Source organism: Streptomyces sp. NPDC001068 (assembly GCF_042897315.1).
Taxonomy (GTDB): domain Bacteria; phylum Actinomycetota; class Actinomycetes; order Streptomycetales; family Streptomycetaceae; genus Streptomyces.
Genome location: NZ_JBIAYD010000008.1, coordinates 339,807 through 361,433, shown reverse-complemented (window position 1 = coordinate 361,433; position 21,627 = coordinate 339,807). Strand labels below are relative to the sequence as shown.

The window sequence follows — 21,627 nt, the reverse complement described above, 5'->3', positions numbered from 1 at the left end:
AAGCCCATGGCAACGACCACACCAGCCGGTGTGCGGGCCCATGCAAGGCACGGGGGAGGCTCCGTCGAGCAGGACGCCCCGATGACGCACCGGCAGATCATGGAAGCGATATCCGGGCTGCTGCTCGGCATGTTCGTCGCGATCCTGTCCTCCACGATCGTCACCAACGCCCTGCCGCACATCATCAGCGACCTGGGCGGCGGCCAGTCCGCCTACACCTGGGTCGTCAGCGCCTCGCTGCTGGCCATGACCGCCACCACCCCGCTGTGGGGCAAGCTCTCCGACCTGTACAGCAAGAAGGCGCTCGTCCAGATCGCCCTGGTCATCTACGTCCTGGGCTCCGCGGTCGCCGGCATGTCGCAGAACTCCGGCATGCTGATCGCCTGCCGTGTCGTCCAGGGCATCGGCGTCGGCGGCCTGTCGGCGCTCGCCCAGATCGTCATGGCCGCGATGATCTCGCCGCGTGAGCGCGGCCGTTACTCCGGCTACCTCGGCGCCACCTTCGCCGTCGCCACCGTCGGCGGCCCGCTGCTCGGCGGTGTCATCACCGACACCTCGTGGCTGGGCTGGCGCTGGTGCTTCTACGTCGGCGTCCCCTTCGCCGTCGTCGCGCTGATCGTGCTGCAGAAGACCCTGCACCTGCCCGTGGTGAAGCGGGACGTCAAGGTCGACTGGTCCGGCGCGTTCTTCGTCGCCGCCGCCGTCTCGGTGCTGCTGCTCTGGGTCACCTTCGCCGGTGACAAGTACGACTGGATCTCCTGGCAGACGTACGCGATGGTCGGCGGTTCGATCGTCCTCGGCCTGATCTTCGTGCTCATCGAGTCGAAGGCCAAGGAGCCGATCATCCCGCTGCGGCTGTTCCGCAACCGGACCATCACCCTGGCCTCGCTGGCCTCCCTGTTCGTCGGTGTCGCGATGTTCACCGGCACGGTCTTCTTCAGCCAGTACTTCCAGCTGGCCCGCGACGAGTCCCCGACGATGTCCGGCGTGCTGACGATCCCGATGATCGGCGGCCTGTTCGTCTCCTCCACCGTCTCCGGGCAGTTCATCACCCGCACCGGCCGCTGGAAGGCCTGGCTGGTCAGCGGTGGCGTGCTCGTGACGGCCGGCCTCGGCCTGCTCGGCACCATCCGGTACGACACGGCGTACTGGAAGATGGCCATCTTCATGGCGCTGCTGGGTCTCGGCATCGGCATGATGATGCAGAACCTGGTGCTCTGCACGCAGAACCAGGTCGAGCCCTCCGACCTCGGCTCCGCCAGCTCCACGGTCACCTTCTTCCGGTCCCTCGGCGGTGCCGTCGGCGTCTCCGCGCTGGGCGCGGTCATGGCCCACCGGATCACGCACTACGTGACCCAGGGCGCCGCCGACCTCCCGCACAAGTACCAGGCCGCCCTGGCGGGTTCCAGCTCGTCCAGCGACAGCCTCCCGGACCTCGGCGCACTGCCGGCCCCGCTGCGCATCCTCTTCCAGAGCGCCTACGGCCACGGCATCGCCGACGTCTTCCTGATCGCCGGCTGCCTCGCGGCCCTCGCGTTCCTGATCACGCTGTTCATCAAGGAGGTCCCCTTGAGGACCAAGGGCGCGCTCGCCCAGGCCGCCGCCGCGGAGCAGGGCATCGAGGCCGCTCCGGCCGCAGCCGCCGCCCCCGTCCCGGCCGCCGCCGCCGAGGAGACGGTCCCCAGCTGGGCCGCCCCGGTCGTCGACAGCACCACGGACGCCGGCACGGAGGCCACCCGGCAGTTCGCCGCCGTGGCGACCATCGCCGCCCCCGAGCAGTCGGCGGGCTCCGGCACCCCGGTGCACGGATTCGTGCGCGGCGCCGAGAGCGCCCCGGTCGCCCAGGCCGCGGTCACCCTCATCTCGCTCTCCGGCCGCCAGCTGGGCCGCGCGGTCGCGGGTTACGACGGGTCGTACCGCCTGGACGCCCCCGGCGCGGGCTCGTACGTGCTGATCGCCTCCGCCGACGGCTACCAGCCGCAGGCCTCCACCGTCCTGGTGGGCGAGGAGCCGCTGTCGTACGACATCCTGCTCAGCGGCACCAGCGGGCTCAGCGGTGTGGTGCGCGGCACGAACAGCGCGCTGCCGGTCAAGGACGCGATGGTGATCGTCACCGACGTGCGCGGCGACCTGCTGGCCACCGCGGCCACCGGCGAGCAGGGCCAGTTCGTCTTCGGCGACCTGGTGCCGGGCGTGGTGACGGTCGCGGTGAACGCGGCCGGGTACCGCCCGCGCGCCCTGCCGGTCCAGATCGGCACCACCGGTGTCACCCGGATCGAGGTCGACCTGGACGCCGGAGCCCAGCTCCAGGGTGTCGTACGGGCCCCGCACGGGCCGCTGGCCGACGCCCGCGTCACCCTCGTGGACGCGGCCGGCAACGTGGTCGGCACCTCCACCACCGGCCTGGACGGCGCGTACGCCTTCGCCGACCTGGACGGCGGCGACTACACCGTGATCGCGACGGGCTACCCGCCGGTCGCCACCGCCCTGAACGTCACCGGCGCCGGTGTCGACGGGCACGACATCGAACTCTCCCACCCCGGCGAGTAGTTCACCCCGGCCCGGGGCAGCGATGGTGCATCGACTGCCCCGGGCCGTCACAATCTGCGCAATTTATAGGGCTTTTCGCTCCTCTAGATCGGTTTTCAGGGAGAATTCGGGATGGGACTCACCGCCAGGATCCGCACCCGGGACGGATGGGCCGTGTCGCACGCGGTCGTCACGGTGACCGACATGACCGGCACCCAGGTGCTGCGCGTCGAGGCGGACGAGGAGGGCACGGTGCGGGACCCGAACCCGCTCGCGCCCGGGGCGTACACCGTCATCGTCACCGCCGTGGGCTACGCGCCCGCCGCCTCCAGCGCCATCGTCACCGCCAGCGGCCGGGCCGAGATCGGCAAGGTCACGCTGGCCCGGCAGGGCGGCACCGAGCTTCCGCCGCCCGGCCCGTGGACCGCCGACCCGGCGCACTCCACCGTCGCCGCGGTCGCCCAGCACCTGGGCATCTCCAGCGTCCGCGGCCGCTTCACGGACTTCACCGCGGCCATCGAGATCGCCCCCGACGACGTCACCAAGTCCCGTGTCCAGGCCGTCATCCGGGCCGCCTCCATCGACACCGGCAACGGCATGCGCGACACGCACCTGCGCTCCGCCGACTTCCTGGACGTCGAACGCTTCCCCGAGCTCACCTACACCTCGACGGGCCTCACGGTCGCCGGATCCGACCGCTGGACGGTCCACGGCGAACTGGCCATGCGCGGAGTGGTACGCCCCGTCGACCTGCACCTCGCCTACCTCGGCACCGGCGCCGACCCCTGGGGCGGCACCCGGGCCGCGTTCCGCGCCACGGCCGAGCTGCACCGCGAGGACTTCGCGATGAACTACAACCAGGTCGTCCAGGCCGGCATCGCGGCCATCGGCACCACCCTCAAGGTCGAGCTCGAGATCCAGGCGGTCCAGGGCGAGTCCCTGCCCCAGGCGTAGGACCGACAGGGACAGGCAGTGACCGGGCGAGGCGGGTCGGGTCCCCCTAGGCTGACGGCATGGCACCGAACATCGCGACGAACACCGCCGTCTCCCTCGACGAACTGCTGGACTTCGTACGGCCCCGCCACCGCGCGATCCTGCTCACCCGCCGCGCCGACGGCGGCCCCCAGGGGTCGCCGCTGACCTGCGGGGTCGACGACTCCGGCCGGATCGTGGCCTCCACGTACCCCGAGCGGGCCAAGACCCGCAACGCCAAGCGGGACGAGCGGGTGAGCGTGATCGTCCTCAGCGACGACTGGAACGGACCCTGGGTCCAGATCGACGGCACCGCCGAGGTCGTCGACTCGCCGGAGTCGGTGGAGCCGCTGGTCGAGTACTACCGGAACATCGCCGGGGAGCACCCGGACTGGGACGAGTACCGGGCGGCGATGCTCAAGCAGGGCAAGTCGATCATCCGGATCACTCCGGCGTCGTGGGGGCCGGTCGCCACCGGCGGCTTCCCGGCGCGACTGGCCGCGCCCGAGGCCTGAGAGGGAGAGAGCGTGGCGCGTGCGCGACTGCCGGTCCGTCCCGGCTGGTCGCGCCCGCGCGGCCGAGCCGCAGACGGGACACGGTGGCCCTAGACGGGGCGACTCACCTTGGCCTCGATGCCCGCGATCAGCAGGTCCAGGGCGAAGGCGAAGTCCCGGTCGAGCATCTCGGCGACCGTGTCGCCGCCCCTGGCCGCCATGAGGTCCGCCGACTCCTCGACGATGGCGGCCGTGCGCGGGGTCTCGGTCACCGCGGTCATCGCGGTGTCGAAGTACTCGTCCGCCGTCATGCCGGCCGCCGCCACCCGCTCGGCGAAGTGCCCCTCGATCGTCCCGTAGCCGTAGACGAACTGGAAGACGGCCGAGATCGCGCCGGTCACCCCGTGCGCGGGCAGGCCGGCGCGGCGGACCACCTGCTGGACGGTCCGGGAGAACGCCAGCGAGTGCGGGCCGATGTTGAGGTAACGGCCGGCCAGCGGGGAGAGCCAGGGGTGGCGGACCAGCAGCGCCCGGTACTCCGTGGCCAGCGCCCGCAGTTGCTCCCGCCAGTCGCCCTCGGCCGCCTCCGGCAGGCGCAGTTCGCCGAAGGCCGCGTCGAGGGCCAGTTCCAGCAGGTCGTCCTTGGTGTCGACGTACCAGTACACGGACATGGCGGTCACGTGGAGTTCGGCCGCCAGCCGCCGCATGGAGAACTTGTCGAGCCCGTCGGAGTCCAGCAGCCGGACGGTGACGGAGGTGATGCGGGACCGGTCCAGACCCGACGGCTGACCGCTACGGGCGCCCTTGCGGGCCTTCTCCCCCAGCCACACACTGGCCCGCGCCATCACGGCCTCCTCCACGACGATCACCTCCGACGATGCTACGGCCGCAACGCCCCTTCGGGAGCGGGGGACTGTGCCCGGTGCGCGGCCTCGCCGGGTGGGCGCGACCGGCCGCTCACAACCGGCGCCCCGCCACCCCACCCGTGCCCAGCCGCCTCGCGTGGCATTCCTCCCCGCCCCGCGAAAAGGTGCCGCCGTCACGAACCCGCCGCCCGACCCGGCAGCCCGCGCCGGTCGGGCGCTCGTCAGCCGCCGCTCGTCTTCCGCGTCAGGTCGTAGAAGGTCGACGTTCCGACCGTCACCTTCTTGTAGTTCTTCTCGACCCATGCGGTGATCTGCGACGACGTGCCGCCGCTGCCGCCTCCCATGCCGCCGCCGGTGCCGGAGGAGACGAAGTAGTGGATCTTCCCGGCCGCCACGTACTCCTTGAACTGAGCCGCCGTCGGGGACGGGTCGGTGCCGTTGAAGCCGCCGATCGCCATCACCGCGTCGCCGGTGGCCAACTGGTAGCTCGCCGCGTTCTGGGCGCCGACGGCCGCCGCGACCCAGGTGTACCGGGACGCGTCCTGCTCCAGCAGCTCCTTGGCCTCGGAGCTGACGGTCGCGCCGTTCAGCAGGCCGCCGACGCCACCGCCGCCGGCCATGCCGCCGCCCTCACCCGTCCGGCCGCCGGGGAACCCGTTGCCGTTCTGCGTGCCGCCGTTGCCGTTGCCGTTCTGGCTCTGGCCGCCCGGCATGCCGCCGCCGGGGAAGCCGCCGGTGCCGGTGCCGCCGCCCGGGAAGCCGTTCTGGCCCTGCTGGTTCTGGCCCTGCGGGCCCTGCCGGCCCTGCTGGTTCTGCTGGCCCTGCTGGTTGCGGCCGAAGCCACCACCGCCGAGGCCACCACCGAGGCCGCCACGGCCGCCGCCGGGACCGCCGCCCGCGCCGAATCCCATCATGCTCGCGCCCGCCGGACCGGCCGTCGGGATGGAGCCGGTGTGCGCGGTGCTCACCGTGCTGAGGGTGTACGCCGTCGGGCCCGCCAGCGCGGCCACCAGGCCCACCGCCGCCGCCCCGAGGGCGAGCCGGCGGCCGATCCGGCCCGCGAGGACCAGGCCGAGCGCGGCCGTCAGACCGCCGACCAGGACCAGCCACTTCAGCCAGGGCAGGTAGGCGGAGGTGCGGTCGAGGAGCACGTAGCCCCAGACCGCGGCCGAGACGACGGCGGCGGCCAGGGTGACCGACGCCCACGGCTCGGCGCGCCGCTCCCACAGCAGTCCCGCGCCCATGCCGGTCACGGCGGCGAGGTAGGGGGCGAGGGCGACCGTGTAGTACTGGTGGAAGATGCCCGCCATGTAGCTGAAGACCACCATGGTGATCACCAGCGAGCCGCCCCACACCAGGAAAGAGGCCCGTGTCACCGAGGTCCGCCGCAGCCCGCGCGTCGCCACCAGGCCCGCGGCCAGCAGGATCAGTGCGGCCGGGAGCAGCCAGGAGATCTGACCGCCGGTCTCGGAGTCGAACATCCGGTCCCAGCCGGTGGCACCCCACTGCCCGGAACCGGTGCCGCCGCCACCGCCGCCGACGCTGCCCGTCTCGTCGCCGCTGAGACGGCCGAACCCGTTGTAGCCGAAGGTCAGTGACAGGAAGCTGTTGTCCTGCGAACCGCCGATGTAGGGGCGGGAGGAGGCAGGCCACAGCTCGACGACCGCCACCCACCAGCCGGCCGAGACGATCAGGGCACCGGTCGCGAGGGCGAGCTGGCCGATCCGCCTCTTCCAGGTGTGCGGGCCGACGGCCGCGTACACGAAGGCGAGCGCCGGCAGGATCAGGAAGGCCTGCAGGGTCTTGGCGAGGAAGGCGAGACCGATCGCCACGCCCGCCCACACCAGCCACCCCGTCCGGCCGTCCTCGACCGCGCGGACGACGAGGTAGCAGGCCAGCGCCATCAGCAGGGCCAGCATCGCGTCCGGGTTGTCGAACCGGAACATCAGCGCCGCGACCGGGGTGAGCGCGAGCACGGCGCCCGCGATCAGACCGGCCGCGGGACCGAACCGGCGGCGCACCGAGGCGTACACGACCGCCACCGTGCCGACGCCCATGAGGACCTCGGGGCCGAGGATCGTCCAGGAGTTCAGACCGAAGAGGCGGGCCGCGATCTCCATCGGCCACAGGAACGCCGAGGGCTTGTCGACGGTGATCGCGTTGCCCGCGTCCAGCGAGCCGAAGAACATCGCCTTCCAGCTCTTGGTGCCGGCCTGGACGGTGGCCGAGTAGAAGGAGTTGGACCAGCCGTTCGCGCTCAGGTCGTAGAAGTAGAGCACCGCGGTGGCGAGCAGCAGGCCGAGGAAGGCCGGGCGGGCCCAGCGGGGGTCCTCGGGGCGGCCGCGCCACAGTCTGCGGGCGAGGGGCTGCCCGGGCTCGGCCGGGCCCGACTGCGGCGCCGGCGCGGCCAGGACGTCCGGCGCGGGCGCCGGGGGAGCCTCGGAGGCCGGGCCACGACCAGTCGTACGGCCGGTGTGGGTGCTGCTCATCGGGGGTCCCCCGGATCGGTGTCGTGGGGGCGCACCGGCCACGACCGCACGGTGGCCTCCCCCCAGGTGTCGTCCGCTGCTTCGCCGGCGCGGAGTCGGGTGGTCGTGGTGCCGCCCCGGACGCTCGGCCGGTGCGCCGGGCGCTGCGGAAGCGGGTCGGGCGCGAGCGGGCCCTGCGGGAGCCGGTCAGGCGCGAGCGGGCCCGACGGGAGCCGGTTCTGCGGCCGGTGACCGCCGGGGGCCGTGGCGTACGTCGTCGGCGACGACGGACCGTGCGAGGCCACCACCGTGGACGGCGCCTCCCGTCCGCCGTCGAGGTCCGGGAAGACCCAGGCGCGGAAGAGCAGGAAGCGCAGCACGGTCGCGGCCAGGTTGGCGGCGACCAGCACCGCGAGCTCGGTGGAGTGCGCGGGGCCGGTGCTCGCCGCGTTCAGGGCGGCGAGCGAACCGCTGGTCAGCGCCAGGCCGATGCCGAACACGACCAGGCCCTGCGCCTGGTGCCGGACCGCCCCGCCCCGGCCGCGCACCCCGAAGGTCAGGCGCCGGTTGGCGGCCGTGTTGGCGACGGCCGACACCAGCAGCGCGAGCGCGTTCGCGGCCTGCGACCCGGCGAACTGCCGGAAGAGGCCGTAGAGCAGGAGGTAGAAGAGCGTCGACAGGGCGCCCACCACGCAGAAGCCGACGAGTTGGCGGGCCAGTCCCTTCGGCACGTCCTGGATGTCGCGGTCGCGCGGGTCGTCGCCGAACGGGCGGGCGATCCGGTCCAGCGGCAGCGAACCGGTGGCCAGTGCCTTGCCGACCCGCCACACCCCCCTGAGGTCGTCGGTGGCCGTCCGCACGATGTGCACGGTCGAGTCCGGGTCGTCGACCCAGTCCACCGGTACCTCGTGGATGCGCAGGCCGGCCCGCTCGGCGATCACCAGCATCTCGGTGTCGAAGAACCAGCCGGTGTCCTCGACCATCGGCAGCAGCGCCTGCGCGACATCGTGCCGGATCGCCTTGAAACCGCACTGGGCGTCCGAGAAGCGGGCCTGCAGCGAACCGCGCAGGATCAGGTTGTACGAGCGGCTGATGAACTCCCGCTTGGCGCCGCGCACCACGCGCGAGGAGCGTGCCAGCCGGGAACCGATCGCCAGGTCGGAGTGGCCGGAGATCAGCGGGGCCACCAGGGGCAGCAGCGCGTTCAGGTCGGTCGACAGGTCCACGTCCATGTAGGCGAGGACCGGCGCGTCCGAGGCCGACCAGACGGTCCGCAGCGCGCGGCCGCGGCCCTTCTGCTCCAGCCGGAACGACCTCACCTCGGCGATCTCCGCCGCCAGGCGCCGCGCCACCTGTGGAGTGGAGTCCGTGGACGCGTTGTCGGCGACGGTGATGCGGAACGCGTACGGGAAGGTCCGCTCGAGGTGGTCGTGCAGTCTGACGACGCACGGGCCGAGGTCCTTCTCCTCGTTGTAGACGGGGATCACTACGTCCAGGACAGGCGTACCGGCGTCGGTGGCCGGGAGGTGCTCCCGCGCCGGCAGACTGCCGGGAGAAGAGTCGGTTCGCATGGGAACGACTCTGGTCAAGTGCCCTGTCGCACCCATGTGGTGGCACTGTGGTGCGCCTGTGAGTGCGATTGCCGGTTCGTTTCCGGGTCGGGCCGCGGAACCGGCCCGGCGAGCGCGGGCAGGAAGAGCGTGAACACCGTGCGGCCGGGGCCGCTGTCCACGGTGACCGCACCGCCGTGCGCGGACGCGACGGCCTGCACGATGGCGAGCCCGAGTCCGGTCGACCCGGTGGCCCGCGACCGCGCGGAGTCACCGCGCGCGAACCGCTCGAAGACGTGCGGCAGCAGTTCCGGCTGGATACCCGGCCCGTCGTCCTCGACGTCCACGCACAACCACGGGCCGCGCCGCTGGATACGGGCGGTGACGGTGGTCCCGGGCGGGGTGTGCTTGCGGGCGTTGCCGAGCAGGTTGACCAGCACCTGCTGGATCCGGGTCGCGTCGGCGGCCACCAGGGCCGGCTCGTCGGGCAGGTCGAGGCGCCAGTTGTGGTCCATGCCGGCCGCGCGCGAGTCGCTGACGGTGTCCACGACGAGCGGGACGAGGTCGGTGTGCTCGAACTGCAGCGGACGGCCCGCGTCGAGACGGGCGAGCAGCAGCAGGTCCTCGACGAGCAGGGTCATCCGGCCGGCCTCGGACTCGATACGGCCGAGGGCGTGCCGGGTGTCGGGCCCCACCACCTCACGGCCGCGCCGGGTCAGTTCGGCGTAGCCGCGGATGGAGGCGAGCGGGGTGCGCAGTTCGTGACTGGCGTCGGCGACGAACTGCCGTACCCGCGTCTCGCTCTGCTGGCGGGCGTGCAGGGCGCCGTGCACGTGGTTGAGCATGCGGTTGAGTGCGGCGCCGACCTGGCCGACCTCGGTGTGCGGATCGCACTCCGACTCCGGGACCCGCTCGCTGAGGTTGACCTCGCCCGTGTGCAGGGGGAGTTCGGAGACCCGGGTGGCGGTGTGGGCGACCCTGCGCAGCGGGCGGGTGGCCACGCCGACCATGACGGTGCCGGCCAGGGAGGCGGCGATCAGGCCGGAGAGGGTGAGGCTGATCTCGACGATGATCAGGGTGTTGATCGTGCCGTCGACGTCGGAGGTCGGGATGCCGACGTAGTAGCCGGCGCTGTCGTTGACCGCGTACCTGACGAGATACGAGCCCAGACCCGGCATGTCGACGCTGTGCACGCCCTGGTCGTGGGAGACGGAGCTGATCACCTTGAGCTGAGCGGAGGTGAGCGGCTTGGCACTCATCGAGAAGTCGTCGCTGGACTTCACACCACGCTCGGAGTCGACGACGGCGCCGTCGACGACGGTGACCGCGACGGTGCCGTCCGGCTGGGGGCCCTTGACGAACTTCTCGAGATCCGTGGTCCCGTCGTCGCCGGTGATGCCGTGGCCGCCCCGCTGTCCGCCGGGCGGGCTGCCGGTACCGGGCTTGCCGGTGAGCGGGCCGTCGAAGCCGCGCGGCGCCACGCGGGCCGCCACCTCGTCCAGTTTTCCGTCCAGCTGCCCGTACAGGTGGTCCCGCAGTACGAGGGTGGTGACGGTCCCGATCACCGCGCAGACGACGGCGATCAGGGTCACGGACACGACGACGAGCCGGGTCCGCAGGGTGCGCGGCTGTCCCACTCGCCGCCTCTGCGCCCGCGGCCGTCGCCGCCCGCTCATGACGCGGCGGGCTTGATCAGGTAACCGGCTCCACGCCGGGTGTGGATCATCGGCTCCCGGCCCGCGTCGATCTTCCTGCGCAGGTACGAGATGTAGAGCTCGACCACGTTGGCCTGGCCGCCGAAGTCGTAGGACCACACCCGGTCGAGGATCTGGGCCTTGCTGAGCACGCGCCGCGGGTTGCGCATCAGGAAGCGCAGCAGCTCGAACTCGGTGGCGGTGAGGTGGATCGAGTCGCCGGCCCGCGAGACCTCGTGGCTGTCCTCGTCCAGGGTGAGGTCGCCGACCACGAGCACCGAGTCCGAACGACGGTCGGCCGCACCGGAGCGGCGGATCAGCCCGCGCAGCCGCGCCACGACCTCCTCGAGGCTGAAGGGTTTGGTGACGTAGTCGTCGCCGCCCGCGGTGAGACCGGCGATCCGGTCCTCGACCGCGTCCTTCGCCGTGAGGAACAGCACCGGTACGTCGGGCAGTTCGCGCCGCAGGCGACCGAGCACGGTGAGGCCGTCCATGTCGGGCAGCATCATGTCGAGGACGACGGCGTCCGGCCGGAACTCCCGGGCGGTCTGGACGGCACCCTGCCCGTCACCCGCGCTCCTGATCTGCCAGCCCTCGTAACGCAGGGCCATGGAGAGGAGTTCGGTGATCGACAGCTCGTCGTCCACCACAAGCACTCGGACGGGGCTCCCGTCCGGCCTCAGCAGTTCGGTGCGCCCCTGGGGCGAGGTCGTGGTCATGGTGGACACCCTGTCGGGGCCCTCTGAGAACACGCTTTCAGCAATCTGTGTTTTCCCTGAGAAACACACAGCAGGCTCTCAGGGAACGCCTGGGAATCTCCTCGCCCGCGCACGGTCCTGGGGCCGGGCCCGGCCCCCGGGCTGTGCGGACCGTATCCGTCCGGTGTGCGCCACGGACCGTCGGCGGGATCTCGGCGAACCGCTGTTGAGAGCGTACCCGGGCGGGTGGCGGGGCGCCTGTCGGGTGACGCCGGGCGGACCGCGGCAGGACCCCGCCCCCGGAAGCCGCCCTCGTCTCCGGAGCGGTCAGAACAGCCCCTCCTGGGGCACCGGGAACTCGCGTACGGGCAGGCCGATTTCGCCCTCCCCGCCCACTTCGCCGGCGGTCAGCTCCCACCCGGGCAGCAAGCGCGTGTCAAGGACGAAGACCCCGCGGCGGGTGGCGAGATGCAGGTCGGGGCCGGCGGCCGCGACGAGTTCGCCGCTCACCGCACCGCCCGCCACCAGCTCGACCACCTCACCGACCGCGGCGGGCACCCCGTCCAGCCCGAACACCTTTACATGGTCGACGACTTGGCAGGGCTCGGGAACGAGCGCCTCGGGCCACGCCCCGAGCGTAAGGGCCCGTGCGTGCAGTGCGGCGACCTCGGCGGCCCGCTCGCTCTCGCCTCCCGGCAGGGCGGCCCGTACGACGCGCTTGGTGCCGTAGGGGATCCGGTCGGGCACCTTGAGGGCGGCCCGCAGCAGTTCCTCGGCCCGCCGGGCGGCCATCAGCGGACCCGCGCCCAACCAGCTGAAGCAGACGGCTCCCTGCTCCAGCAGACGCGTCCGGCCGCGCTCGACGGCGGTGATCCCCACCTTGACCATGCCGGGGCCGAACCACGCCAGATACACGTGGTAGGGCCGGGGATCGTCGGCGATGCCGTCCGCGGCCACCGAGTGCGCCCGGTCCAGCCGGGCGCACTCCTCGCAGCGCGCGCCGGTACTCCGCCCGGACACGGACGCGCGCACCGCGCAGGGGGTCCCCCGCGCCCCCACGCACTGCCGGACTCCTCCGGTGGCCGCCCGGAAGGCGACGCGACTGCCCGGCCCGAGCACACTGCGCCGCCCGCCGCTCCACACCAGCACGGGCCTGTCGTCCACCCACCGCAGCCCCGAGCATCTCCACACCTGTGCCATCACTCGCGAGCGTAGAGGCAGGCACTGACATCGGGGGCGGGGCTGCTGTGGGAGCCGTGGGACACGTGGGTTCCGTGGGACCCGTGGCACGGGTTCTGCGGGAGCGGTGCGACGGGGGCGGGTCTGCACCGGCGGGCGGCGGGCGGCGTCCGCCGGCAGGCACCGGGCGGCAGGCACCGGGCGGCGGCGTCCCGGCGCGCGGCGTTCGGCGCGCACCGTCCGGCGTCCGGCGTGCGGCGTCCGGCGTCCGGCGTCCGGCGTCCGGCGTCCGGCGTCCGGCGTCCGGCGTCCGGCGTCCGGCGTCCGGCGGGACCGATGCTCGTCAGCCGGCAGCCCGGGCCGTCGCCGGTTCGGGTCCCCCGGTGGTGGTCACCGGTTCCGGCAGGGAGTCGGTCCGACGCCCGCGGCCCGCGAGCCGGCACCCCACGCAGCCGGCGTGGCCGTCGCGTGCCGCGGTGTCCCGGACCCCGAGGGGCCACTGCGGCCGGGGCCGGGGGCCGGGCGGCTTGCCCCAGCCTGCGAGATGCAGACACCAGGTGACCAGGACGCTCACGGCGGTCACCGCACCCCCTGCGACCAGGGCGGGGACCGAGACGGCGCACACACCCCACCCGATCAGACCGCTTCCGGCGGTCGCGATCGCGGTACCCGTCCACCCGGCGACCGTATGACCTTCATCGTGCAGACTCACGATCCCGCCTTCCCTTCATGGGTATGTTCTCGGGCGTAGAATCCCTCACGGTCTGAGAAATTCACCCCCTATATCTCTCACATGCTAAGAGAAACCGCCAGGGGGCCGCCACATCTGGCCGCCACATCTCCAAGGAATCGGGACGACCATGCACGGCAAGCCGCGACCGCCAGCGGATCCAGCCCGCGCCCTGTCCGCGATGGACCACCTCATCGCGGCCCATGTGATCGGCCAGCAGGAGCTGGCCCGGCGGCTCGGGGTCAACGTCACGGACCTCACCTGTTTCGGCTTCGTCCTGGAGGCGGGCGAGAACCTGTTGACCGCGGGCGACCTGGCCGCGCGGGCCCACGTGACGACGGGTGCCGTGACGGGCATCCTCAACCGCCTGGAACGCGCGGGCTTCGTGACCCGGCGCGCCGACCCCGCCGACCGCCGCCGGGTACGGGTCGCCGCGGTCCCGGACGCGCTCGGCCGCGTCGAAGCGGTGTACGCCGGCCACTACGGACGCCTCGTCGAGCTCTTCGCCGACTACACCCCCGACGAACTGGCCACCCTCACCGACTGGTTCACCCGCGCGACGCGTCTGGCCCACGAGTCCCTGGAAGGGCTGAGCGACGACGAGTCCGGCGGGTCGAGCGGCTCCGGCGGATGAGGGGGCCCCACGGGGCACGCGGGTCTGGCGAACGAGCGGGCCCGACGGGTGGCGCGGGCCCGACGGGCGGGCGGAGCCGGGCTGAGTCCTCCCCCGGGTAGAGCGACCTCATCCACCCGTTTTCCACCCTGCTTCCACCCATGGGTCCACGTGCCGGACGGGTCCGGAACCGGATAGTCGACGCATGACGATTTCGGACTGGATCATCGATGTGGTGCTCATCCTCGTGGTCATCAAGCAGATGCGGGAGGAGAGGCTGACGGCCTTCAGGCTGCTGCTGCCACTGGGCCTGATCACCTGGGTGGCGACCAGCTACCTGCACGACATCCCGACGGCGGGCAACGACCTCGCCCTCATCGCGACGTTCGCCGGCATCGGCGTCGCCTGCGGCGTCGGCGGCGGCCTGCTCACCCGGGTCCGTCTCGCCGACGGGCACGTCCGGGTCAAGGCGAGCCTGGGCGCGGCGGCCCTGTGGGTGCTCAGCATGGGCTTCCGCCTGGGCTTCGCGGTCTACACCTCCCACACCGCCGGCGAGACCCGCATAGCCCACTTCTCCGCCGACCACGACATCACCAGCGGACAGGCCTGGGTCGCCGCGCTGGTCCTCATGGCCGTCAGCGAGGTCGTCGTCCGGCTGGGCATCATCGTCCTGCGCGGCCAGACCCTCCGCGGCCGCGAGCGCACCCGCGTACTGACCGCCGTGTGACTTCGCCGAGTCGTCTCCCCGAGGCAGCTCCCGGGGCGCCGCCCCGAAAACGCCAAAGGCCCCGGACGAACCCGGGGCCTTTGCTGTCGGTTGCCCGACCGCTGGGCGCTAGGCGGCCTTCGGCCCGGCCGCGGGCGTACCCGGGGCGGTTTCCCGCGTGTCCTCGGACCAGGAGGTCTCGTCCTCTCCGAAGTCCGGGGCCTGGAACGGCATGATCGCCGGAGGCGGCGAGACTACGGTGGAGCGGCGGGGTTGCCCTTCCACGGCGGAGAACAGCGACGTCGATTCGATGAGAGGTCTGCCTTTCGTTACAGGTCTCCGAGGAGACCTGGCGTGCCGTGACCGGGCACAGCGGTCCTACAGCTTGGTCATCTTGGCGTACGGGCTCAGAATCCGCATTTGCGTCGAACCGAAGTCCACGAGGGCCGCGGTTCCGTCTTCGACGCCGATGACCCGGCCGAGTCCGTACACGTCATGAGTGACCTGGTCGCCCACCGCGAAGTGCTTGGGAGCCGGTGCGACCGGGGCCTTGAACGGGCTGGTGGGCAGATGGCGCCTCGGCGCCGCAGGCTTTGTCATGGCTCAGTATGAGCCTACGCACACCCCGTTACGCTGTGGTCGTCGGCACAGATCCACAGCCGACACCTCGCATCACGTCTCTGACCTGGTGTTTCCCGTTTAAATATGACCTGTGTATCCGGGAGGCCCGGATCAGCCCATGAGGTTCCGCTCGAACCAGTGGTACGCGTACCGCTCCGGTTCGCTCCAACTGGTTCGGCCGTAAGCCCGTATTCGGCTGTTCGGGCAACGAAGAGGGATGTCGTGCCAGGCGTCGCGGGTGTCACGGGTCCCCGGCCTGTGATCATGAGGCGTCCGTGACGACGATCGACGAGGAGCTCCAGGTCGCGGGGCCGCTGCACCGCCGCCCCGGAGCGCTCCCGGGAACGCTCTGTGGGTGATGCGGTGAACTGGTTGACCTCGCTGCCGGCGGCGGTACTGGTCGCGGGCGGACTCCTGCTCGCCCTCCTGGTCGCGGCCGTCGCCCGGCGCGGCGTGCGGATGCTCGTACCGGCCGAGGAACGGGACCGGGTGCCGCAGATCGCCACTCCCCTGATGCCGACGCTCGGCGCCGCGTTCGCGATCTTCGCGGCACTCTCACTGGCCAGCGAGGCCGGCTACCTGCGCGCCGCCGAGGGGTTGGTGAGCGACGAGGCAGCCGCGTCCTCCCGTCTGGCATGGGCGGCGACGAGTCCGCACGTCCGGTCGGAGCCGATCCACGCCGCGCTGCTGGACTACTTGCGGACCACGCGCGCCAGGGAGTGGGCCGGCGCGGCAGCGGCCTCCGGTGACGACCCGGCCACCGCCCGCGCGATCGCACGGCTGGAACGGACCGTGCGCACGGAGGCGGCCCGGCCCGAGGTGGGAACCACGACGGGCACGGAACTGGTGGTCTCCCTGGACGGCGTCACCAGCAGTCGTCGCGCCCGCGTCGCGGCGGCCTCGCGCGACGTCCCCTCCCTCTACGTCGTCACCCTGGTGGTCAGCGGACTGGCCTTGATCGTGAACTCGGGCGCGCTGGTCTTCCGCAGCAGCCTGCGAACGTCACTACTGGTCGTAGGTGTTGCGAGTGTGGTCGGGCTGAGCCTGGCGCTGCTCTTCGCACTCAGCGCGCCCTGGAGCGGACCGTTCATCGTCAGCGGACATCCGCTGGACGCCACCATCACGGACCTGAAGTCCGGCTTCTTCCACGGCGGGACTTGATCACCGCACCTGGCCGCCCGCACGTACACGCAACGCAAGAGGCCCCGGATCTCTCCGGGGCCTCTTGTCCGTGTGCACTCGGCAGGATTCGAACCTGCAACCTTCTGATCCGTAGTCAGATGCTCTATCCGTTAAGCTACGAGTGCTTGTTGTCTTGCTTTTTTGTCTTCGCTTCCGGCCCTTCCGGCCCGCTCGCGGCGACAGGAAGAACATTACATGACTGCCGCCGCCATGTGAAATCCGTTAGCCGCACCCCTTGTGAGCTGCGGAAACGCCATATCTGGGGGCTCAAACGACTCAGGGAGCCCGGACCGTGATGGTCGGGCTCCCTGAGTCAGGTGCGGAGGCGGAGGGATTTGAACCCTCGATGGGCTTTAAGGCCCAAACCGCATTAGCAGTGCGGCGCCATAGACCGGACTAGGCGACGCCTCCCGCACAGCCGCCCGCGCGAGCGCGAGTGGTGCGTGCAGATGATGACACAGTCGAGCGTGCTGTCACCAATCGGCTCCCACGGTACTAGGCAGCCGGGTCGTAGAGCAAAGCACTTCCCGTGGTCGGGGCGGCGCGCAACGTCCGCGACCCCGGCGCGTTGGACAGGGCATGTCGCACTTCGCCGTGCGGGGCGCCCTCGGGGCCGTCGCCGCCGTTCTCGGATCCCTGCCCGCCTCCGCAACGGCCGCCGGCCAGGGCGACCATCTCACCGTCACCGTCCGGCACGCCGGGGACGGGCGGAACGGGACGTACGAGCTGTCCTGTCATCCCGGCGCCGGGAGTCACCCGGACGTGGGCGGAGCCTGTGACGCGCTCGACCGCAACACCCACTGGGGCCGCGACACCTTCGCCCCGGTCGCTCCCGGCACCGCCTGCACCATGCTCTACGGCGGCCCGGCCACCGCCCATGTCACCGGCACCTGGGCCGGCCGCCCGGTCGACGCGGACTACGACCGCAGCAACGGCTGCGAGATCGCCCGCTGGAACCGGATGGTGCCCCTCCTTCCCGGCCTGGGCGCGTAGGGCCGCTCCACGCGCCCGCCGCCGGCCGTCGGGACGGCACAGGCGTCCCACATCGGACGCCCCGCTTCCGCAGAGGTCCCGCGCGGCGACCACGAAGGTGAAGCCTGTCGGTCACATGTTCGTCGTCACTTCGTCGTGCGACCTCCCTCTCATCCGGCGTCGTGTGCGCAATCGGTGCCTTTAGACTCCCTCGCGTGACACGTCGCGGGCCGGTTGGCAAGATGGCCCGAGCGGTGGGCAAGGTGCGGTAACAGGGAGGAAGCGTCTCGTGAGCAGCAGGCCATCCCGAGGCGCTGCTCGCCTCGCAGCCATACTCGATGCGCTGCCGGACGCGTTGGTGCTGGTCAACGCCAACGGGACCGTCGTCAACGCGAACACGATCGCTCTGGAGGCGTTCGAGGCACCGGGTACCGCGCTGGTCGGGCGAGGGCTGCTGGACCTGCTGCCCGAATTCGACTCGCGGCTGATCCCGGGGTCGATGCGGCGCCCGGACCACATCGACCCGCGCGGCCGCACCAAGCCGACGCGGATGGTCGCGCGGCGGACGGACGGGACCGAGTTCCCGGTCGAGGTGACCAGCGCCAACCTGGAGAACGGCCAGCAGGCCTACGACGGTTACGGCTACGGCGCCGACGAACTGCTGATGCTCGTCGTGCGCGACCTGACCGGCACCGTGGACACCGAGGCCGAGCTGGCCCGCTCGCAGCGGCAGACCGAGATGATCCTGCGGGCCGCCAGCGAGGGCGTCGTAGGGACGGACACGGACGGGCGGATCGTGCTCGTCAACCCGGCCGCCGCCCAGATACTGGGATACCGGGCCGGTGAACTCGGCGGCAAGGAACTGCACAACCTGGTGCTGCACGCCCGCGCGGACGGCTCGCCCTTCCCGTACGCCGAGTCGCCGCTCGCCGACACCCTGCGCTCCGGACGCAAGCACCGGGTGCGCGGACAGGTGCTGTGGGCCAAGGGCGACAAGAAGGTGCCGGTCGACCTGACGACCGCGCCGGTCCGGGACGGCGACCAGCTCGTCGGCGCCGTGATGACCTTCACCGACCGGCGGCCGTACGACACCCTGGCCGAGGAGAAGGACGCCCGGGAGAAGGCGCACTCCGAAGCACTGGAGCGGCTCTCCGAGGAACACGCCTCAGACCTGACCGCGCTGCGCCAGAAGCACGTCACCGAGGTCGAGGAACTGCTGGAGCGGCAGGCCGAGGAGCTGGCGTCCGGCGAGGAGCGGTACGCGGCCCTCGGCGAGCGCGAGAAGGACCGCTACGAGGCCCTCCACGGGCGCCACGAGCAGCTGCTGACCCTGCTGGCGCAGTCGCTGCGCGGCCCGCTCGACGAGCTGCGCCGGGAACTGGCCGCGCTCGCCGCCGACGACGCCGGGCAGCTGTGGCCCGAGGCCAACCAGGTCCTCCACCACCTCTCGGCCGGTTACTCGCGCATCACCCAGCTCATCGACAACGTGCTCGGCTACCAGGCGCTGGACGCCGGGACCGAGGACATCAACCGCACCAAGGTGATGCTGGACGCCGTCGTCGCGGCCGGTGTGGACGGGGCGGTGGAGCTGATCGGGCCCGGACGGGTCCAGTTCGCCGTGCACGCGCCGCCCATCGAGGCCGAGGTCGATCCGCAGCGGCTCGCCGTCGCGCTCGCCCACCTCGTCGCGGACGTCGCCGGTGTCGACGCGACCGGCAACGCCCCGGTCTCCGCGGGCGGCTACATGGACAACACGGTGGTGGTCGCGGCGGCCCAGCGCGGTGAGGTCGTCCGTATCGAGGTGCGCGGACCGTACCCCGGGGGCGACCCGGTGCACGAGCCGATCGTGCGCGGCATCGTGCGTGCGCACGGCGGTGTGCTGCAGACGCACGAGGTGCCCGGCATGAGCGGCAGCGCGTTCGTCCTGGAGGTGCCGATCGGGGGCGGCGCCGGTGCCGTGGCCCAGCCGGTCGGCGCGGCGGTGGCCACGATCCCGGCCGCCGGGGGAGTGGCGTCCGTCGAGGGCGTGCCGGCCGTCGAGGACGGCGGTGCCGGTGGGCGGCGCCGGGCCCGGCGGTCCTCCGTGGACGCCTTCCTGGACGGCGACGTGCCCGGCGGCGAGGCGGGCGACGGCGAGACGTCGGCCGTGGCGCCGACCGGACGCCGGCGCCGGCGTGCCGCCGAGGCGGCGGACCGGAGCGAGCCGGCCGCGATCGAGGACGCCGCGGGCGTCGAGAACGCGGACCCGGCCTCCGGGGGTACCGGACGGCGGCGCGGGCGTCCCGCCGACTCCGACGCGGGTGCCGTCGAACTCGCCGGTGTCTCCGACGGTGCCCTGGGCGCCGTGGTGACGGCGGCGGAACAGGGCGCCGGTACGGCCGCCACGGGCAGCGGGCTCGGCGGCACCGTTCCGCCGCAGGGCGTGCCCGCTCCCGCCGCGGGGCGCCGCGCCCGGCGGGAGCCCGACGAGCGGCAGGCGCTGCCGCCGGCCCTGCCCGCGGCCCCGGCGCAGCAGGACGACGAGGAACAGCCGGGCGGCCGGCGGCGGCGCGCGCTGGCCGCGGCGGCCGAGCGGGCCGAGCAGCAGCAGGCGCAGGCGGGCCCCCGTCCGGTCTTCGCGCTGCCGCCCGCCGAGGCCGACCGCGCTCCGGAGCCGGTCGGGGTGACCGGCGCGGAGGGTCGGCACGACGCCGTGCCGCTCGACCAGGCCGAGGACCACACCCCGCCGCAGCCGCACCCCACCAACGCGCCGACGGGCCGCCGCCGACGGGCCGTCGGCCAGCCCGACGAGGCCGCCCCCGCCATGATGCCCACGGTGCCCGCGCAGGCGGCCGCCCCCGCCCAGCCGGTCGCCCCCGGGCAGCCCGGGCAGGGGGTCCCGGCCCAGGCCGGTCAGCCGGTTCCGCGGGCGCTGCCGTCCGCGGCCCCCGTACCGGCGCAGGCGCAGAGCCCCGCTCCGCAGGCGCCTGGCCTGCCGGTGCCGGCCCAGCCCGCCCCCGTAGCCGAAGCCGTCCCGGCCGGCGGCCAGCCGCTGCCGGCGGAGGCCGGTTCCGTGGCGCCTGTACCGCAGCAATGGCCGGGCGGCGCCGACGAGGTGCCCGCCCCGCGGCCCGCCCGTACCGCGCAGCCGCTGCCCGCCGAGGCGGCGGCCGGGCCCGCGCCGGTCGACCCGGACTCCACGCAGGGCCGCGCGTTCAGCGTGCGGACGCTGGGGCAGGGGGTGCCGTTCTCACGGCAGGCCGCGCAGGTGCAGCAGCCGACGGCGACCCCGCCGCCGCACCAGCCGGGTGGCAACGGCCGCCGCCGCAAGCTGGGCACCCGCGACGAGCAGCAGCCCGAGCAGGCCGCCGCCCGGCCGCATTCGTCGGGCGAGCAGCCGGCCGCCCAGCCCCTGCCGCAGCCGACCGGGCAGTCCCGGCTGGTGGGGGCCACCGAGGGCGCCGGACGGTCGTACGCGATAGGCGCACCGGACGTGAACGCCGCCGAGGGCCCCGAGCCGCTGGACGGTCCGGGCGGGGCGGTCGAGGTCGCGGATCCGCCGCGCCCGCAGCCGCTCGACGACGAACTGCCCCCGGAGCCGCTGGACAACCCGCGCAGGCTGCTGGTGTGGCCCGCGCCGGACGTCACCACCCAGCAGGCGCTGAGCGACCGCGGCTACCGGCCGGTGATCGTGCACTCCCGTGAGGAGGTCGACGCGCAGATCGCCGCGTTCCCGGCGGCGCTGTTCGTGGACCCGCTGACCGGGCCGATCACCCGGACCGCGCTGCAGTCGCTGCGGCAGGCGGCGGTCGCGGCCGAGGTGCCGGTGATGGTGACGGCCGGACTGGGGCAGGCGACGCGCGAGGCGGCGTACGGTGCCGATCCCGCCGTTCTGCTGAAGGCGCTGGCGCCCCGGGACACCGAGCAGCACCCGCCGCGGGTGCTGCTCATCGAGGAGCACGCGGAGATCGCCCTCGCCCTGACCGCGACCCTGGAGCGGCGCGGGATGCAGGTCGCGCGGGCGGCGAGCGACGCGGACGCGGTGACGCTGGCCGGGCAGTTGCGGCCGAACCTGGTGGTGATGGACCTGATGCAGGTGCACCGCGGCCAGGCCGGCATCATCGACTGGCTCCGTGCGAACGGGCAGTTGAACCGGACGCCGTTGGTCGTCTACACGGCCGCCGTCGAGGAGGCCGACCTGCCCCGGCTGGCGTCCGGGGAGACGGTGCTGTTCCTCGCGGAGCGCTCGACGAGCAACGAGGTGCAGGACCGGATCGTGGACCTGCTGGCCAGGATCGGCACGAACTAGGAGAGCTGCGCCCCGTCCGGACGGGGCGCGGGGAACCGGGCGGTCAGCCGCGGGTCGACGGACGG

At 72.9% G+C, this 21,627-nt stretch carries 16 protein-coding genes and 2 tRNA genes; 8 read left to right on the top strand and 10 right to left on the bottom strand.

The annotated features are described in order from the left end of the window. Positions 1-6: 6 nt before the first annotated feature. The 3 genes from ACFY3I_RS24160 to ACFY3I_RS24150 all read left to right on the top strand — a co-directional run bounded on the left by ACFY3I_RS24160 (position 7) and on the right by ACFY3I_RS24150 (position 4,016). Positions 7-2,550, top strand: coding sequence for an MFS transporter (locus ACFY3I_RS24160; protein WP_390862570.1), 2,544 nt, complete (start codon positions 7-9; stop codon positions 2,548-2,550). A 111-nt stretch (positions 2,551-2,661) separates the two neighbouring features. Beyond that, positions 2,662-3,483 (top strand): YceI family protein, encoded by an 822-nt coding sequence (locus ACFY3I_RS24155; protein ID WP_365285626.1) that lies wholly within the window; start codon positions 2,662-2,664, stop codon positions 3,481-3,483. A 59-nt stretch (positions 3,484-3,542) separates the two neighbouring features. After that, on the top strand, positions 3,543-4,016 hold the full coding sequence (locus ACFY3I_RS24150; protein WP_365285628.1) for a PPOX class F420-dependent oxidoreductase: 474 nt from the start codon (positions 3,543-3,545) through the stop codon (positions 4,014-4,016). Positions 4,017-4,105: 89 nt separating this feature from the next. Here the strand turns inward: ACFY3I_RS24150 and ACFY3I_RS24145 are convergent, their stop codons facing one another. The 7 genes from ACFY3I_RS24145 to ACFY3I_RS24115 form a co-directional block, all read right to left on the bottom strand. Continuing rightward, a complete protein-coding gene (locus ACFY3I_RS24145; protein WP_365285970.1) occupies positions 4,106-4,840 on the bottom strand; it encodes a TetR/AcrR family transcriptional regulator in 735 nt (244 codons plus the stop codon). 242 nt (positions 4,841-5,082) lie between these two features. Then, positions 5,083-7,350 carry a glycosyltransferase family 39 protein gene (locus ACFY3I_RS24140; RefSeq protein ID WP_390862568.1) on the bottom strand — a complete coding sequence of 756 codons (2,268 nt, stop codon included), beginning with the start codon at positions 7,348-7,350 and terminating at the stop codon, positions 5,083-5,085. Continuing rightward, a complete protein-coding gene (locus ACFY3I_RS24135; RefSeq protein ID WP_390862566.1) occupies positions 7,347-8,900 on the bottom strand; it encodes a glycosyltransferase in 1,554 nt (517 codons plus the stop codon). The genes ACFY3I_RS24140 and ACFY3I_RS24135 overlap by 4 nt, the downstream gene beginning before the upstream one ends. A 14-nt stretch (positions 8,901-8,914) precedes the next feature. Further along, positions 8,915-10,555 (bottom strand): ATP-binding protein, encoded by a 1,641-nt coding sequence (locus ACFY3I_RS24130; RefSeq protein ID WP_390862564.1) that lies wholly within the window; start codon positions 10,553-10,555, stop codon positions 8,915-8,917. Next, the gene (locus ACFY3I_RS24125) at positions 10,552-11,292 is read right to left on the bottom strand and encodes a response regulator transcription factor (protein ID WP_186581467.1); all 741 of its coding nucleotides are present in this window, start codon (positions 11,290-11,292) and stop codon (positions 10,552-10,554) included. Before ACFY3I_RS24125 ends, ACFY3I_RS24130 begins: the two co-directional genes overlap by 4 nt. A 306-nt stretch (positions 11,293-11,598) precedes the next feature. Next, positions 11,599-12,471: a DUF2797 domain-containing protein gene (locus tag ACFY3I_RS24120; RefSeq protein ID WP_390862561.1), complete on the bottom strand. Its 873-nt coding sequence runs from the start codon at positions 12,469-12,471 to the stop codon at positions 11,599-11,601. Between the two features lie 322 nt (positions 12,472-12,793). Then, entirely contained in the window at positions 12,794-13,162 is a 369-nt protein-coding gene (locus ACFY3I_RS24115; protein WP_390862559.1) for an HGxxPAAW family protein, read from the bottom strand. Positions 13,163-13,310: 148 nt separating this feature from the next. On the opposite strand from ACFY3I_RS24115, the gene ACFY3I_RS24110 reads away from it, so the two are divergent. Together ACFY3I_RS24110 and ACFY3I_RS24105 are read left to right on the top strand one after the other, a co-directional pair. Continuing rightward, entirely contained in the window at positions 13,311-13,814 is a 504-nt protein-coding gene (locus tag ACFY3I_RS24110) for a MarR family transcriptional regulator (RefSeq protein WP_365285640.1), read from the top strand. Between the two features lie 184 nt (positions 13,815-13,998). Next, entirely contained in the window at positions 13,999-14,520 is a 522-nt protein-coding gene (locus ACFY3I_RS24105) for a hypothetical protein (protein ID WP_365285642.1), read from the top strand. Positions 14,521-14,877: 357 nt separating this feature from the next. Here ACFY3I_RS24105 and ACFY3I_RS24100 read toward each other — a convergent pair whose 3' ends face one another. Then, positions 14,878-15,099 (bottom strand): hypothetical protein, encoded by a 222-nt coding sequence (locus ACFY3I_RS24100; RefSeq protein WP_365285644.1) that lies wholly within the window; start codon positions 15,097-15,099, stop codon positions 14,878-14,880. A 384-nt stretch (positions 15,100-15,483) separates the two neighbouring features. Here ACFY3I_RS24100 and ACFY3I_RS24095 point away from each other — a divergent pair, with 384 nt between their 5' ends. Further along, positions 15,484-16,281: a hypothetical protein gene (locus ACFY3I_RS24095; protein WP_390862556.1), complete on the top strand. Its 798-nt coding sequence runs from the start codon at positions 15,484-15,486 to the stop codon at positions 16,279-16,281. Between the two features lie 73 nt (positions 16,282-16,354). On the opposite strand, the gene ACFY3I_RS24090 is transcribed toward ACFY3I_RS24095, so the two are convergent. Together ACFY3I_RS24090 and ACFY3I_RS24085 are read right to left on the bottom strand one after the other, a co-directional pair. Continuing rightward, positions 16,355-16,427 (bottom strand) — tRNA-Arg (locus tag ACFY3I_RS24090). A 195-nt stretch (positions 16,428-16,622) separates the two neighbouring features. Next, a tRNA-Ser gene (locus tag ACFY3I_RS24085) sits at positions 16,623-16,713 on the bottom strand. A gap of 168 nt (positions 16,714-16,881) precedes the next feature. Between ACFY3I_RS24085 and ACFY3I_RS24080 the strand changes: the two genes are divergently transcribed. After that, positions 16,882-17,295 (top strand): SSI family serine proteinase inhibitor, encoded by a 414-nt coding sequence (locus ACFY3I_RS24080; protein ID WP_390862554.1) that lies wholly within the window; start codon positions 16,882-16,884, stop codon positions 17,293-17,295. Between the two features lie 268 nt (positions 17,296-17,563). Then, positions 17,564-21,562, top strand: a complete 3,999-nt coding sequence (locus tag ACFY3I_RS24075) for a PAS domain-containing protein (RefSeq protein ID WP_390862552.1) — start codon at positions 17,564-17,566, stop codon at positions 21,560-21,562. Positions 21,563-21,627 lie beyond the last annotated feature (65 nt).

Coding starts and splice junctions, on each gene's coding strand:
- ACFY3I_RS24160 (WP_390862570.1), top strand. CDS start 7: ATGGCAACGACCACACCAGCCGGTGTGCGGGCCCATGCAAGGCACGGG.
- ACFY3I_RS24155 (WP_365285626.1), top strand. CDS start 2,662: ATGGGACTCACCGCCAGGATCCGCACCCGGGACGGATGGGCCGTGTCG.
- ACFY3I_RS24150 (WP_365285628.1), top strand. CDS start 3,543: ATGGCACCGAACATCGCGACGAACACCGCCGTCTCCCTCGACGAACTG.
- ACFY3I_RS24145 (WP_365285970.1), bottom strand. CDS start 4,840: ATGGCGCGGGCCAGTGTGTGGCTGGGGGAGAAGGCCCGCAAGGGCGCC.
- ACFY3I_RS24140 (WP_390862568.1), bottom strand. CDS start 7,350: ATGAGCAGCACCCACACCGGCCGTACGACTGGTCGTGGCCCGGCCTCC.
- ACFY3I_RS24135 (WP_390862566.1), bottom strand. CDS start 8,900: ATGCGAACCGACTCTTCTCCCGGCAGTCTGCCGGCGCGGGAGCACCTC.
- ACFY3I_RS24130 (WP_390862564.1), bottom strand. CDS start 10,555: ATGAGCGGGCGGCGACGGCCGCGGGCGCAGAGGCGGCGAGTGGGACAG.
- ACFY3I_RS24125 (WP_186581467.1), bottom strand. CDS start 11,292: ATGACCACGACCTCGCCCCAGGGGCGCACCGAACTGCTGAGGCCGGAC.
- ACFY3I_RS24120 (WP_390862561.1), bottom strand. CDS start 12,471: ATGGCACAGGTGTGGAGATGCTCGGGGCTGCGGTGGGTGGACGACAGG.
- ACFY3I_RS24110 (WP_365285640.1), top strand. CDS start 13,311: ATGCACGGCAAGCCGCGACCGCCAGCGGATCCAGCCCGCGCCCTGTCC.
- ACFY3I_RS24105 (WP_365285642.1), top strand. CDS start 13,999: ATGACGATTTCGGACTGGATCATCGATGTGGTGCTCATCCTCGTGGTC.
- ACFY3I_RS24100 (WP_365285644.1), bottom strand. CDS start 15,099: ATGACAAAGCCTGCGGCGCCGAGGCGCCATCTGCCCACCAGCCCGTTC.
- ACFY3I_RS24080 (WP_390862554.1), top strand. CDS start 16,882: ATGTCGCACTTCGCCGTGCGGGGCGCCCTCGGGGCCGTCGCCGCCGTT.